The organism is Companilactobacillus miaonis (genome assembly GCF_036913615.1).
Taxonomy (GTDB): Bacteria; Bacillota; Bacilli; order Lactobacillales; family Lactobacillaceae; genus Companilactobacillus.
This window is the reverse complement of record NZ_JAYKTX010000002.1, coordinates 139,836-153,632: the sequence shown is the minus strand read 5'-3', so window position 1 is coordinate 153,632 and position 13,797 is coordinate 139,836. Positions and strand designations below refer to the sequence as shown.

The window sequence follows — 13,797 nt, the reverse complement described above, 5'->3', positions numbered from 1 at the left end:
AATATTTCAATAGCAATTAAACGAACTTTAGAAATTTTCTATTTAAAAATTAAATATCTTTGGGAACGTTCTTTCGTAAAAACCGGTTTCACTTAATGACCCCTTTGTGCATAATAAAAAAAAAGATCATTGGAGACAATTATGCCGACAACAATTAAATTGCTATTCATTGCAACTAGCCTTTTACTAATTCTAATCTTCTTATTTCAAATCTACTTATCAATACGTAATCAAAATACTAAATTCTCATTTTTATTTGGCGAAGATTCCAAAAAGCTTAAATTTAAAAATATGACTGATCTTTGCGATTTACACTTTGATTTGGAAAATAAAATCAATCAATTATTCGGACCAAGTTTCATGCCATTAACCAATTTATTTTGCGTGATAGCTATTTTCTTCGATTTCAAATTAATTTTAAAATTAATTAAAGACCCTAATCTTATTATTAGTGATAGTTATTATTTTCAAACACTCGCCAATCTAAGCTTAATCATCACTTATCTATTTTTAATTCAACTGATTTTTGAGCAGAAAAAATTCATTTACAGTTACTACAGTAAATATAAAATAAATTCTAAATAATAAACAAGTTCGCTTTTAAAAACAATTATTAAATATTTAATCAAATTAAAATGTTTATAATTTGAAAGAGGTGAAACCATTTGTTATTCCACTTTTTCAACAGGGAAGTATCAATTGCTATAAACAGTTTGTCAATTCATCATTGCAATCTCACTTTCACTGATGATCAAACCGCTATTAAGTTTTCTAATTATCCTGCTATGTTTGCTAGGACTCCTCTTACCTTTTTACAAACAGAAAAATCTAAAAAACAATAAACACCATTTAATCGTAGTTTCTCAAAAATACACTAACTATTTGCAAGATTTCACAAACTGAATTTACACTAACTGAAAGAAGATGACTGAAGTGACAAAACGTCGTAATTAATCTATCATCCCAAATTTTAAATAAAAGGACGAATTATAATGATAGATTACACATTCAAAAAGCCAAATTTTATTGATTCTAAGCAAATATTAAACCTATACCAAAGTGTTGGTTGGCTCGCCTATACACACAACAGCCTCAATCAACAATTGAAGCTCTTGATAATTCTGTTGTACTCTGGGCAATCAATGGAAAAAATCTAATTGGTCTATGTCGCGGAATTACTGATAATCAAACTATCCTTTATATCCAAGATATTTTAGTTGATCCAGCTTATCAGGGACAAAAAATCGGTACTAACTTAGTTAATAGATTTTTAAAGAGCTACCAAAATATTGGACAAACCGTATTAATTACTGATCCTGAGGAAAAGACGTTAAACTTCTATAAATCGTTGCATTTCTTAGAAGTTACCCCCGCTGAATACGGTCGCGCTTTTGTTATGGATTGCCGATTTAATTAAAACCAAAAAAAATGACCGTTACAAATTTTGTAACGGTCATTTCTATTATTTGGCTTCAGAAATTTTAATCGTTCCATCCACCAAATCAGCTTGTAAATTCTTAACATCCAAGTGATCGAGATAAAATTCCGCAACTTTATCTCTAATTTGTTGTTCGATAACTCGACGTAATGGTCTTGCGCCCATAGCTTCATCGTATCCTTCATCGATCAACCATTCCTTAGCTTCAGGAGTTACTTTCAAAGTAATTTGCTTCTTAGCTAAGTTAGTGTTGACGTCATTTAACATTAAGTTGACGATTTGATTTAAATCATCTTTTGATAGATGGGTGAATTCAACGATACCATTGAACCGATTGAGAAATTCAGGTTTGAAGTATGGTGCTAATTTATCCATCAATTTTTCATCTTCAGTAGCTTTGTTACCAAAACCAGCATTTGATGTGGCAATGATAATTGTGTTCTTGAAGTCGACCACGTTACCTTGGCCATCCGTCAAACGTCCATCATCCATTACTTGCAAAAGCAAAGTTAAAACTTGCGGATTTGCCTTTTCAATTTCATCTAATAAAACGATGGAATATGGATTACGACGAACCTTTTCTGTCAAAGTGTTTCCATTATCTTCGTAACCAACATATCCTGCTGAAGTACCAATCAGTTTAGATACGGCTGTCAAATCAGAATATTCACTCATATCTAAACGTACTATAGCGTCTTTTCTACCGAACATATCCTTAGCTAATTGTTTAACTAATTCTGTTTTACCAACACCAGTTGGTCCGACGAATAAGAAACTACCAATTGGACGATTGCCATCATCAAAACCAGCCCGATTACGACGAATGGCACGTACAACCATATCGACGGCTTCATCTTGACCAATAACCTTACTCTTTAATCTCTGACCCATTGTCTTGAGACGTTCAATATCACTGGCACCCATTTGTGAAACTGGTACACCAGTCAATCTTTGAACGGATTGAGCAATATCATTGATTTTAGCAACTGGTTCATCAGGATTTTCATCCCCATTGTTGAGTTTTGTTTGAACTTCCTCGATATGTTTCTTAAGTTTTGCAGCTTTTTCGTAATCTTCTTTTTGAGCGGCAACTTCCTTATCTTTTTCAGATTGCTTCAAGTCCTTTTCTAGACTGACCTTGTCAGTTACCGGATTCTTTGCGGCCAAGTGAGCAGCCGTCATATCGATCAAGTCAATTGCTTTGTCTGGTAATGATCTTTGTGGAATATATTGAACTGAATAATCCACTGCAGCTTTTAAAACATCATCTGGTAACTTGACATGATGATGATTTTCGTAAGCCTTACGCAAACCCTTCAAGATTGCCAAAGTTGCTTCTTTACTTGGTTCGTTAATAGTTACATCGTTGAATCTTCTAGCTAAAGCGGCATCTTTCATAATCGTATTACGATACTCATCTTGAGTCGTTGCACCAATGATTGAAATTTCACCACGACTCAAAGCTGGCTTGATAATATCGGCTAACCCTTTACTACCGGAATCTGAACCAGATGATCCTGCACCAATGATTTGATGAATTTCATCAAAGAATAGGATCACGTTGCCAGCTTTTTTAACTTCTTTCAACAAGTTTTGAATATTTTCTTCAAATGAACCACGATATTGTGTACCAGCTTCAAGTGAAGAAAGATCGATAGAAATAATTTGTTTGTCCTTGATAGCTTCAGGTACGTCACCTTTAACAATTGCTTGAGCTAAACCTTCAACTACCGCAGTCTTACCAACACCAGCGTCACCTACTAGAATTGGATTGTTCTTCGTTCTTCTGCTTAAAACTTCTGCTGTTTCTTGAATCTCTTTATCACGACCAATAACCGGATCAAGTAAGTTGTCTTGAGCTTCTTTAGTCAAGTTACGACCGAGTTTTTCTAAAATAGTACCCTTTTTACTTTTAGTATTTTCTGTAATTGGAATATTTTGTCCTATTGTTCTTGCCTCTTGATATTTTGCTAATTCTTCTGGAGTCAACTCGTGACCATTCACATAATACTTAGCTCGTGAATTGCCACTTTGTTGATTCATTAAACTTCTGAAAATGTCGTCCATATTATCGTTAAATGGATCGTTGTCCCAAAATGATCTTGCCATATAAAGCCCTCCTCATTTTAGATAATGCAACTCCAATTCACGCAGAACTTTCCACATTTCAGTATCCTGCGCTTTGGCAATTGCTTCTATATCGCGCAAATTAAGTGATGTGGCGGAGGATTGTTTCTTATTAAAAGATTTATGCAGAGTCGTGTAACCATACCCGCTTTTCTTCGAAATTACATAAATCGTTAAATGATTGTCTTCCAAGTATGATTTGATATCTATTTGCATATCTCTTACCTCCACAACTATATTATAGCACATCTGTGACATAACACAAATGTGAAGTATCACAATTGTGAAATAAAAACGGTTTCTAATTTCTTATATATCAACAATTTGTTAAAATGAAAATACAATGAGGTGATTTTATGAAACTTTTGAGCACCCTAAACCGTTTAAACCAAGTTTACGATCAACTTGATTTACTGAATTTTCGCGCCCATACCAATTTACCATTAACATTTAACAAAGAAGATAGTAAGAAATTACTTCCAAAGAATAAGCGACTCAATTTCAGCTATTCATATTTAAACAAAGAAAAGACACGCTTAACCAATTTATTATTGAATCAAGTAATTGATTTACGCGTTCCCGAGTTTGAATTTGACAAAACTATTCATCCCCAAATGATTGATAAAGCTTTAAAACTGAAGAATATTGATCAGAATCACACCAAGCAGCACTTGGCTCGCCCTTCAAGAAATCGAAAAATCAATAAACTGAAGCAACTGATTGAGAAAATTGAAGATGAAAATTTAGGTCTGTGTCATGGTTACTTGAACCAAATATACGTAATCTTACTGATCCATCATATCTTGCCATTGGACCTACGAAAAGAACCTTACCAAGCCGGAGAACTGCTCCAAGATAATGATTTTCGGACAAAACTGCTCCAATTTGATTACGATCGTTACTTGTATCAGGAATTTAAGCCTGAAAACTATCTACGTTTTTTAATTTATAATCATATTCATCGAATGCCCGACTATATCAGGTCATTCGATGCCCGTGATATCTTTCCTGAAGCAGCTGAATGCGGTTTCTCAGGCATTGCTTATGAAATATCGATAGACAATGTAAAAGAGTGCTACGTGACATTTAAGGGCACTGAGATCAATGTTGATTATACTGAAACTTCTCGAAGTAAGCGTTTTGAAAAAGCTATCCTTGAAACTTATAAAGATTGGGATTATAACGTCAACGCTATTTTAATCGGAAACGACAAAAGTCTTGAACAACTTTATGTCGCCCAAGACTTTATGCGTTTCATTGAAACAAAAATTGCTTCTGACTCTTTAGTATATGGAATCGGTCACTCGTTAGGTGGTCATTTCGTGCAGACATTACAATTAATGGATGATTATTTCGATGCCGGCTACACTTTGAATTCCGCTCCATTGAATCTAAAACTGGTTCAACAAGTTAAACCCACCTTGTTCAGCGATAATGTTTGGAAAAAACTCTTCACATTGACGGATGATAAAAATGATGTCAAAACTTTAACTCCTGAACTGAGAAATCAAATTAATCATCTCTTGCCACATGATTATTCTGAAATAATCAATGAAAGTTTTGAACAGGATATGACCCAAGTCTTTTATGAATTGCCTTTTACAATTTGGATCGGTCAAAAATGGGAATACAATTTAAGCAATTGGAAATACCCACTCAAAAATCATCCTCGGGCATATTTGAATAGTCAGGAAATTCATGCCTATCAGACCTTTTTTGAGCAGCTATTTGCTTACCTATCCAGTTCAAATAGTAGTAGTCAAGTCGTGCGTAACAGTTTGGGATTCATTAGATTACGCACAAAATTGTTGCGTGAAAACATTAATGATCCACTCACCGCTAAAACTTTCTACGACTTCGCCAATTACTTATATCAATCCGGTGGTTTTAAAGATCAACCACAAAAAGTCAGCCAGGAATTCATTGAACAAAATAATTCCGTTATCCGAGGATCCTTGCGAGAGTGGCCATTCTTGAAGAGTATTAATACTGATATGTTCAAGTTGGCAACTTATTTCCACGTGATTGACGGTGCTAAACATTTCCTCAATCGAACTCCACATAAGTTATAGATCAAAGTTAGATAGATAAACAGGCCGCAGTAATCACAAAAAGATTACTACGGCCTGTTTATGTTCTGACCTAACTATTAATCAAATTCAGTATTTGACTCCGGAATTTATCAATTTTCTTTTCTGTATCAAAATCATCAATATTTTCAACGTCAATACCTTGAAATTGGTTGGAAAAAGTTTGGATAATTTTTTTATCATGATTATTCATAACCGCAATTCTACTACCACAACGAATTGCTTCATTCAAATCGTGAGTGATCATAAAAATACTAGTTTTCTCTTTTTGCCAAATATCCAAAATCAATTGTTGCATTCTAAATCTTGTAAATGCATCCAAAGCTCCAAATGGTTCATCCATCAAGAGAAGTTCCGATTTGTTTGCTAAAACTCTAGCAATTGTGACTCTTTGCTTCATCCCCCCAGATAACTCAAAGGTTTTCGATTTTCTCTGTTCACTTAATCCGATAATGTCTAACAAATAATCGACCCGTTGCTGAATTTTTTCTGGAGAAAAACCACGAGCCTTTAAACCAAAACCAATATTTTTTTCAACTGTAAACCAAGGATACAGTGAAGAATTTTGAAAAACGACCCCTCGATTCCAATCAGGCTCAGTGATTTTCTGCCCACTCATCAATAATTGCCCATCAGCTGGTATAAAACCGGCCACTGCTTGCAAAATCGTACTTTTTCCACAACCCGATGGACCAACCAAGACAAAAATTTCATTATCTCGGATTTCAAAATCAGTCTTATCAATCACATTCTCCGTCGTATTGGGATATTTAATCGAGAGTTTATTAGCTTTAATCAACGTTTCCAAAATTTTTCACCACCAAATCTATAAGTAAATTTATTGAATTCTGCAAGTTTTGGCGGATAACTAATAGTTTGCTGACCATACATGAACTCCCCCGCCGTCTGCATTTCCTTGACGAATTGTCCAACCGAATCTTTATCACCTAAATAATCAGTTGAATACTCTTGGTCTATCGAAATCCAGTCTGTACCTTCCATTTGCTTATCCGCATCACTCTTGCTGATACCGGTTTGTTTTGCAGCAGCTTTAACCGCCAATTGATAATTAGATTTTCTTAAATCATGAGCCTTGGATAGTACTTTAACGAATTTTTTAACATCATTGGGACGATTTTCTAAGAACTGTTCCCTAACCAAGGTAACATTCCCCGTGGAATAGCCCCAATTAGCCAAATCTGAACTGTCTAACAGAGTTTTTCCATCGCTTTGTAATTGGGTCAAGGTTGGCTGCCAAGTGTAAGCTGCATCAATATTGCCTCTTTTCCAAGCGGCCACTATATTTTGTGTATCCATATCTAAAATTGTCACTTTATTTTCTAAGTGATATTTTTTTAGAGCAATCATCAAGCTGTAGTGTGATGTAGATGCAAATGGTGTTGCTATTTTCTTACCTTTCAAATCTTGAACAGACTCGATGTGTGATTTCTTTTTAACTATTAATTGTTCATTGCTTCCACAAATTTCATTGATCCAAAGTAGTCTCACGGGAATTTCAGCAGTTAAGGCCACAATACCATTAGTGTCCCCCATCGTTGCGAAATCAACTCCGCCTGACATCAAGGCTTTATTGGCATCAACTCCGGAATCAAAGGTGATGAACTTCAATTTTTGATTAGGAAATTCTTTTTGAAAGTAATTTAAATTTCTGGCTACAGCAACATCATTGGGTGTATTTAGAATGCCTATTTTTATTTCATCGTCACTATTTTTGCCACTACTGCAAGCGGTCAAAAATAAAAACAGCGACAAAATTAATATCAGCAATCGGCTTTTTTTCATCAGCTCTTACCTTTCCAAAAAATCCACTTTTGTTCAATTTTTTGCAAAATAAAATCTAATAATAATCCTAAGCCACCTAAAATGAAAATCCCTAAAAACATCACACTACTCTTCAGATATTTTGAAGCATCAATGACCATCCAACCGATTCCAGAAGTTGAGGCTACCATTTCAGCGGCTACTAAAGTTGAAAAAGAAACTCCCATTGCGGTCCTGATCCCGGTAAATATATCTGGCAACGCTCCAGGAAAAATGACCCATTTGAAAACCGACCACTTGTTGGCTCCTAAAGATTTCGCACTTAAAATATAATCGCTATTAAGGTGTTTAACCCCCTCCACGCAAGCTAAATAAATTGGCGCAAAAGCAGCTAAATAAAGTAACACAATTTTGGAAGTTTCACCGATCCCTAGCCACAAAATTAAAATTGTGTAATATGCCAGCGGTGGAATTGGACGATAAAACTGGATCAATGAATCAACAATTGCATTGAAGGTTTCTGACATCCCAGATAGCAATCCTAAAGGTACGGCCGTAACAATTGCCAAGATTATCGCTGAAAACAATCTAAACAAGGTGATTCCTAAGTGTTCCCAAAACGGAATATTATTATAACCATGGCTAATTATTCCGACGAACGTTTTAAAAACTTCCTGTGGGGATGGAAATAGGATGGGGGATACCCATCCTGCATTAGTCACTACAAACCAGATAATTAATATGAAAGTCCAAACAGAAATAGTTAGTGACCTTTTCTTCATTTCCACAACTCCTATTTTTTACAATAAATCGAACCTATAGCCATTAACAATTGGCTTACGATCAGTTGTTTGATCCTTAAAATATTCATATTCACAAATTTCTAAGTATGAACCAGCAATATTATACACATTGCTGAAACCTCGATTGTTTAAAGCACGTACCATATTGTAACTACGTTGGCCTGACAAACAGTGAACATAAACTGGCCTATCAGTTGGAATTTCATCCAAACGATCTCTAAATTGGCTCAATGGAATATTAATTGCACCATTAATATGGCTTTCTTCATACTCTTGTGGTTCACGAGCATCAACAATGAAAGCACCATTTTCAACTAATTGTCGAACATCACGAGCTTGAACTTCTTTGTATTCATCGTTTAAAATGTTTTCCGCTACAAGACTTGCCATGTTAACGGCATTCTTGGCTGTACTGAACCAAGGTGAGTAGCAAAGTTCCAAGTGAGTCAAATCAGAAATATTTCCATGCATTGAAATCATTGTTGCAACAATATCCATTTGTTTGTCGACATCAGACTTACCTAAAGCTTGTCCCCCCAAAAGTTCTCCATTTGGATAACCAAAAATCAATTTAACATGTAATGGTGTAGCATTTGGCATCAAGCCAACTCTGCTCTTAGGAATAACTGTTGCTATACGATAATCGATTCCGTTTTTAACACATTCTTTCTCAGTTAAACCTGTTGAAGCAATGTTCAAATCAAAAATATGAATTGCTTGTGAGCCAATAACACCAGGATTCTTAGTCGTTCTACCATACATATGATCAATCGCATCACGAGCTTGCATTTGCGCTGGGAAGGCTAAAGCTAATCTAGTTTTCTTGCGAGTCAACATATTACTTACTTCAATTGCATCCCCCACAGCATAAACATCAGGAATACTTGTTTCATAGTGGTGGTCAACTTGGATTCCACCTGTTAGACCAATCTTACAGCCAATTTTTTCAGCCAATTGAGTTGAAGGTTTAACACCGATAGCAACAATAACCATTTGAACTTTAACTTCTTTACCGGAACCTAATTTAATACTATCATCCGTGATTTCTGCTAAGCCGTCACCTAAAATCACATTCACCCCGTGGTCATAAAGTTCCTTATGAACAATTTGGGCAAAATCTTCATCAACAGTTGCTAGAACATGATCTGCTGCTTCAACTAAAGAAACCTTTTTACCAGCAGAAGCCAAGTTTTCACAAACTTCAAGTCCAATAAAACCACCACCAATAACTGCAATATCGGTAACGTTATTATCATCAATATATCCTTGAATACGTTTAATATCGACCACGTTTCTGACCGAAAAGACGTTACCACGCTCAATTCCTTCAATACTCTTTGGCATGATTGGATCTGCACCTGGGGAAAGAATTAGTTCATCATATTCAACTTCTTTAACATCGCCAGAATTAGTATCCTTAACATCAACCACTTTCTTATCAGTATCAACATTGATTACTTCAGAATTGACTTGAGCATCAATGTTGTATTGATGTTTAAATTGATCCGGTGTCATCAAAACAATATCGTCGGCGTTAGGAATTATCCCACTCAGATGATATGGCAATGAACAATTTGAAAATGAAACATTAGGTCCCTTTTCAAACATAGTGATATCTGCAAATTCATCCAATCTACGAGCTCTGGCGGCAGCTGATGCTCCTCCGGCAACTCCACCTACAACAACAATTTTTTTCTTATCCATTTTAAATTCCCCCTAATTTGCATTTAAAGTTTTTGATAATTTATTTCCAATGATTCCTCCTAGGACTAAAGCAACCAAGAAAATCCAACCTGAAACTGAGAATTGTGCGATTGGTGTGTAAAGTGCACCAACGTTACAACCATTTGATAATCTTGTACCAAATCCCATCGTGAAACCACCTAAAGCAAATAATGACGCACTCTTCATATTTAAAGTAGAAACTGAATGCATTGTTTCTTTAAACAAACCTGCTGTAAAAATGAAAATAATAGCTCCTAAGAAAATACCAAAGTCTTGAACAGTGACTCCATTAGCCAACAATGGTCCTGAAAATACTTCAGCTGGCTGATGAGTAAAATTAGCTAATGATGTAGCTGAGACTCCAAAAGTATTAAGCACTTTCCCGAACCAGAAACCATAAGGTGTAGATGCACCCCAACCAGATTTAGTTAATCCCATCATCAAAACAAAGATAATTGCCATACCAACTGCGCCTTGCTTTAATGTCCAAGGTTTTCTAAACAATACGTTATAAGTTGATTCACTATTCATTGTAAAATTAGCAATATCTTCCTCTTTAGGATTATCTTGTACACGCTCTGAAGGAACACCCACGTATGTTGATTTTTGGCGACGTTTCTTTTCGTAACGGTATGAAAAATAAATTACAACACTAACTAAAATAGTTGTTAAAACGATTGATCCGAGATAACCATCTAAACCGTCCCATTTAAATAAGTCTGGCATATAAACGCCTTGGGCAAATTTAGTACCTGTCTGTGACGTAAACATTGAACTTTTGATCCATGATTGTGTAGCTTGAAGAGGAAAACCGATAAAGACACCAAAACAGAAGAAAACCAATGTTACTCCAGCTCTTGGTAAATCAGTTGCCAAATCGGTCATAACACCAGTAGCACAACATGAAGAAAAGGCCATGCCAAAACCAAAAAGCAATCCACCCAAGATCAAACCTATATTAATTGGGTTAATTGATAGTGAATAAACCGTTAAATCTTTAGCAAACATCAAAAATGTCACATTAGCAATTGCGGTAATCAAAAACATGAACATCATAGTTCTCATTAATTTTGTCGGACCCGTATTATATGCACGATTGACACTTCCGGCAAATCCCGTATAAGATCTAGATAAAATATAACCAAGTGCAAGCCCCATTAATAACCTTAGATAATGCATATTTGAAGGTAAAACAAAAGGTGCACCGATAACTAAGATAAAAAATAAAATAAATCCAACCAGTCTATCCCAACTTCTAATAGGACTGAGTGGTTCAATACTTCGATCTAAATTTTCCATTATTGCTAGCCCCCTATCTGTTTTTGTACCATCAATGTAGCATAGATTATATTTATAGGTTACTGTAGCAGGAAGAAATAGGCTTGTTTTTTCTTGTGAATTTTTTAATTTAGTTGTGTTATTATAAAAACATTTTTGATTTTACTCATAGTAATAGCAACAATCTACTAATGTAATTTTTTCACAATCTATTAGCTCCATGATATTTATAAATCGGTTCATAAATATTATTAATAATAAGGAGAAAGCTTGATGTTTAGGGATATAAGAGCATTTCAAAAAGTATATGAAACGAGAAGTATTACGCGTGCTGCCGAGGAACTATATGTAACCCAACCGACTGTATCTATTCAAATTAAACGATTAGAGAAAGAATTAGGAGTAATATTTTTCAAGCGCAATGGCAATAAAGGATTAATACCAACGGAAAATGCCAACAGATTTTACCGTGATTCTCAACTTTTAATGAATGGATGGGAATCTTCAGTAAATCACTTAGTCAGAAAAAATTCTAATAATCACATTAAATGCTCGATTGGTGCTTCACCGATGAACGCAATTTATACCATTCCACAATTGATCAATAGTTTAGAAAAGAAAAATACATTCTTTGATTTTGAAGTTGTTGTATTGGATTCTGAGCAAATCCTCGACTCTATTTCTAAACATGAATTAGATTTTGGACTTGTTGAAAGACCCTTTGTATCTAGTAATGTCGAACAATTACCTTTTGCAAATGATGCCTTGGTTCAGGCTGGAAATCAAAACAATCCCATCTGGATTTTAGGAAAGTCTGGTTCCATTCAACGAGAGTATACCGAAAAATATTTTTCAGAAAATAAAATTAAACCAAAACAAATATTAAAAGTTAATGATACAAATTTAATCAGTCGTCTTGTTACTTTAGGAATTGGTCAATCAATTATTTGTAAAAAATCTATTGAAGACACAATTGTTCCCTTTCAACAGCTTTCAAAAGATTATTCAATCAAATATTATTTGATCAACGCAAAAATCCCTAATTCCAAGGAAATTCAAAATCTAATTCACTTAGTAAGAACGTTGTTGCCACAACTTCATTTTTAACAAAAAAAGATAGTAATTCCAAATTTGGAATTACTATCTTCTTTTAATTATCAATTAATTTTAAAATTATAGTCTCTTGTTCAATTCTTTGCCAAGTTCTTCATAGCCAGGACGACCAAGTAGAGCAAACATGTTATTCTTGTATGCTTCAACACCTGGTTGGTTGAATGGGTTGATACCATTCAAGTAACCTGAAATACCAACAGCAATTTCGAAGAAGTACATCAAGTAACCTAGGTTATAAGCATCTTGTTTTTCGATATGAACTGTCATAACAGGAACGCCACCGTCAGTATGTGCTAGAACAACACCTTCGTAAGCCTTCTTGTTAACGTAATCCATTGACTTGTTTTCCAAGTACTTCAAACCGTCAAGGTTATCTTTTTCAGCTGGAATTGTAACATCATGTCTTGGTTGGTCAATCAAAACAACAGTTTCCATCAAGTTACGACGACCTTCTTGGATATATTGACCTAATGAGTGCAAATCAGTTGAGAAGTTAGCTGATGATGGGTAGATACCCTTTTGATCTTTACCTTCAGATTCACCCATCAATTGCTTCCACCATTCACCAAAGTATTGAACGTTTGGTTCATAGTTTTCTAGCAATTCTGTTGTGTAACCCTTACGATACAAGATATTTCTTAGAGCAGCATACTTGTAAGCATCATTCTTTGTAAGATCGGCTGATGAGTAGTCACTGCGTGATTGTGCAGCACCTTCCATCAACTTGTCAATGTCGATACCAGCAACGGCGATTGGCAATAGACCAACAGCTGTAAGAACTGAGAAACGACCACCGATATCATCAGGAACAACGAATTCTTCGTAACCTTCAGCATCTGATTCTGTCTTCAAAGCACCCTTTGCACGATCTGTTGTAGCATAGATACGGCCTTTAGCACCTTCAGCACCATACTTTTCAATCAACTTAGCTTTCAAAATTCTGAAAGCAATTGAAGGTTCTGTTGTTGTACCAGATTTTGAAATAACGTTGATACTGAAGTCACGGTCACCGATTACTTCAAGCAAATCTGCCAAGTAATTTGGTGAAATTGAGTTACCACAGAAGTAAACTTCTGGAACATCTTTTTCATTGTGAACGTTGTAGAATGATGAACTTAGAAAATCAATAGCGGCACGAGCACCTAAATATGAACCACCAATACCGATTCCAACGAAGACTTCTGAGTCTGATTGAATCTTTTTAGCAGCTTTCTTAATGCGAGCGAATTCATCCTTGTCGTAATCAACAGGCAAATCGATAAAACCACGGAAGTCGGCACCGGCACCAGTACCCTTACGTAGTTCGTCGTCAGCAGCAGTTACAAGTGCTTGCATCTCGCCAAGTTCATTTTCATGAATGAACTTGTTTAATTTCGAATCATCAAATTTGATTTGTGTCATTTTTTACTCTCCTCCACATATATCATCAAAACTAGATTAA

General features: G+C 35.2%; 12 protein-coding genes. 4 read left to right on the top strand and 8 right to left on the bottom strand.

Annotated elements, in window-relative coordinates:
• The first annotated feature begins 141 nt into the window (after positions 1 to 141).
• Together U8521_RS02315 and U8521_RS02310 are read left to right on the top strand one after the other, a co-directional pair.
• Positions 142 to 585 (top strand): hypothetical protein, encoded by a 444-nt coding sequence (locus U8521_RS02315; protein ID WP_334351734.1) that lies wholly within the window; start codon positions 142 to 144, stop codon positions 583 to 585.
• A 481-nt stretch (positions 586 to 1,066) separates the two neighbouring features.
• The gene (locus tag U8521_RS02310; protein WP_334351733.1) at positions 1,067 to 1,417 is read left to right on the top strand and encodes a GNAT family N-acetyltransferase; all 351 of its coding nucleotides are present in this window, start codon (positions 1,067 to 1,069) and stop codon (positions 1,415 to 1,417) included.
• A 45-nt stretch (positions 1,418 to 1,462) separates the two neighbouring features.
• Here U8521_RS02310 and U8521_RS02305 read toward each other — a convergent pair whose 3' ends face one another.
• Both U8521_RS02305 and U8521_RS02300 read right to left on the bottom strand, forming a co-directional pair.
• Positions 1,463 to 3,547 carry an ATP-dependent Clp protease ATP-binding subunit gene (locus U8521_RS02305; RefSeq protein WP_334351732.1) on the bottom strand — a complete coding sequence of 695 codons (2,085 nt, stop codon included), beginning with the start codon at positions 3,545 to 3,547 and terminating at the stop codon, positions 1,463 to 1,465.
• Positions 3,548 to 3,559: 12 nt separating this feature from the next.
• Positions 3,560 to 3,781 carry a transcriptional regulator gene (locus U8521_RS02300; protein ID WP_135373868.1) on the bottom strand — a complete coding sequence of 74 codons (222 nt, stop codon included), beginning with the start codon at positions 3,779 to 3,781 and terminating at the stop codon, positions 3,560 to 3,562.
• A 140-nt stretch (positions 3,782 to 3,921) separates the two neighbouring features.
• Here U8521_RS02300 and U8521_RS02295 point away from each other — a divergent pair, with 140 nt between their 5' ends.
• Positions 3,922 to 5,637, top strand: a complete 1,716-nt coding sequence (locus U8521_RS02295) for a DUF6792 domain-containing protein (RefSeq protein WP_334333314.1) — start codon at positions 3,922 to 3,924, stop codon at positions 5,635 to 5,637.
• A gap of 70 nt (positions 5,638 to 5,707) precedes the next feature.
• Here U8521_RS02295 and U8521_RS02290 read toward each other — a convergent pair whose 3' ends face one another.
• Genes U8521_RS02290 through U8521_RS02270 form a run of 5 tightly spaced genes read right to left on the bottom strand, consistent with a single transcriptional unit; the run spans position 5,708 to position 11,264 of the window.
• Positions 5,708 to 6,463 carry an ABC transporter ATP-binding protein gene (locus tag U8521_RS02290; protein ID WP_334351731.1) on the bottom strand — a complete coding sequence of 252 codons (756 nt, stop codon included), beginning with the start codon at positions 6,461 to 6,463 and terminating at the stop codon, positions 5,708 to 5,710.
• Entirely contained in the window at positions 6,451 to 7,458 is a 1,008-nt protein-coding gene (locus U8521_RS02285) for a taurine ABC transporter substrate-binding protein (protein WP_334351730.1), read from the bottom strand. Before U8521_RS02285 ends, U8521_RS02290 begins: the two co-directional genes overlap by 13 nt.
• On the bottom strand, positions 7,458 to 8,219 hold the full coding sequence (locus tag U8521_RS02280) for an ABC transporter permease subunit (protein ID WP_334333317.1): 762 nt from the start codon (positions 8,217 to 8,219) through the stop codon (positions 7,458 to 7,460). The genes U8521_RS02285 and U8521_RS02280 overlap by 1 nt, the downstream gene beginning before the upstream one ends.
• 18 nt (positions 8,220 to 8,237) lie before the next feature.
• The gene (locus U8521_RS02275) at positions 8,238 to 9,944 is read right to left on the bottom strand and encodes an FAD-dependent oxidoreductase (protein WP_334333318.1); all 1,707 of its coding nucleotides are present in this window, start codon (positions 9,942 to 9,944) and stop codon (positions 8,238 to 8,240) included.
• 12 nt (positions 9,945 to 9,956) lie between these two features.
• Positions 9,957 to 11,264: a YeeE/YedE family protein gene (locus tag U8521_RS02270; protein WP_334351729.1), complete on the bottom strand. Its 1,308-nt coding sequence runs from the start codon at positions 11,262 to 11,264 to the stop codon at positions 9,957 to 9,959.
• Positions 11,265 to 11,516: 252 nt separating this feature from the next.
• Between U8521_RS02270 and U8521_RS02265 the strand changes: the two genes are divergently transcribed.
• A complete protein-coding gene (locus U8521_RS02265; RefSeq protein ID WP_334333320.1) occupies positions 11,517 to 12,350 on the top strand; it encodes a LysR family transcriptional regulator in 834 nt (277 codons plus the stop codon).
• A 66-nt stretch (positions 12,351 to 12,416) separates the two neighbouring features.
• Here U8521_RS02265 and U8521_RS02260 read toward each other — a convergent pair whose 3' ends face one another.
• Positions 12,417 to 13,757 carry a glucose-6-phosphate isomerase gene (locus U8521_RS02260; protein ID WP_334351728.1) on the bottom strand — a complete coding sequence of 447 codons (1,341 nt, stop codon included), beginning with the start codon at positions 13,755 to 13,757 and terminating at the stop codon, positions 12,417 to 12,419.
• Positions 13,758 to 13,797: the final 40 nt, after the last annotated feature.

What these genes read in the sequence shown, in the direction of transcription:
- U8521_RS02280 (WP_334333317.1), bottom strand. Translation starts at nt 8,219, where the DNA reads ATGAAGAAAAGGTCACTAACTATTTCTGTTTGGACTTTCATATTAATT.
- U8521_RS02305 (WP_334351732.1), bottom strand. Translation starts at nt 3,547, where the DNA reads ATGGCAAGATCATTTTGGGACAACGATCCATTTAACGATAATATGGAC.
- U8521_RS02285 (WP_334351730.1), bottom strand. Translation starts at nt 7,458, where the DNA reads ATGAAAAAAAGCCGATTGCTGATATTAATTTTGTCGCTGTTTTTATTT.
- U8521_RS02275 (WP_334333318.1), bottom strand. Translation starts at nt 9,944, where the DNA reads ATGGATAAGAAAAAAATTGTTGTTGTAGGTGGAGTTGCCGGAGGAGCA.
- U8521_RS02315 (WP_334351734.1), top strand. Translation starts at nt 142, where the DNA reads ATGCCGACAACAATTAAATTGCTATTCATTGCAACTAGCCTTTTACTA.
- U8521_RS02260 (WP_334351728.1), bottom strand. Translation starts at nt 13,757, where the DNA reads ATGACACAAATCAAATTTGATGATTCGAAATTAAACAAGTTCATTCAT.
- U8521_RS02270 (WP_334351729.1), bottom strand. Translation starts at nt 11,264, where the DNA reads ATGGAAAATTTAGATCGAAGTATTGAACCACTCAGTCCTATTAGAAGT.
- U8521_RS02265 (WP_334333320.1), top strand. Translation starts at nt 11,517, where the DNA reads ATGTTTAGGGATATAAGAGCATTTCAAAAAGTATATGAAACGAGAAGT.
- U8521_RS02300 (WP_135373868.1), bottom strand. Translation starts at nt 3,781, where the DNA reads ATGCAAATAGATATCAAATCATACTTGGAAGACAATCATTTAACGATT.
- U8521_RS02295 (WP_334333314.1), top strand. Translation starts at nt 3,922, where the DNA reads ATGAAACTTTTGAGCACCCTAAACCGTTTAAACCAAGTTTACGATCAA.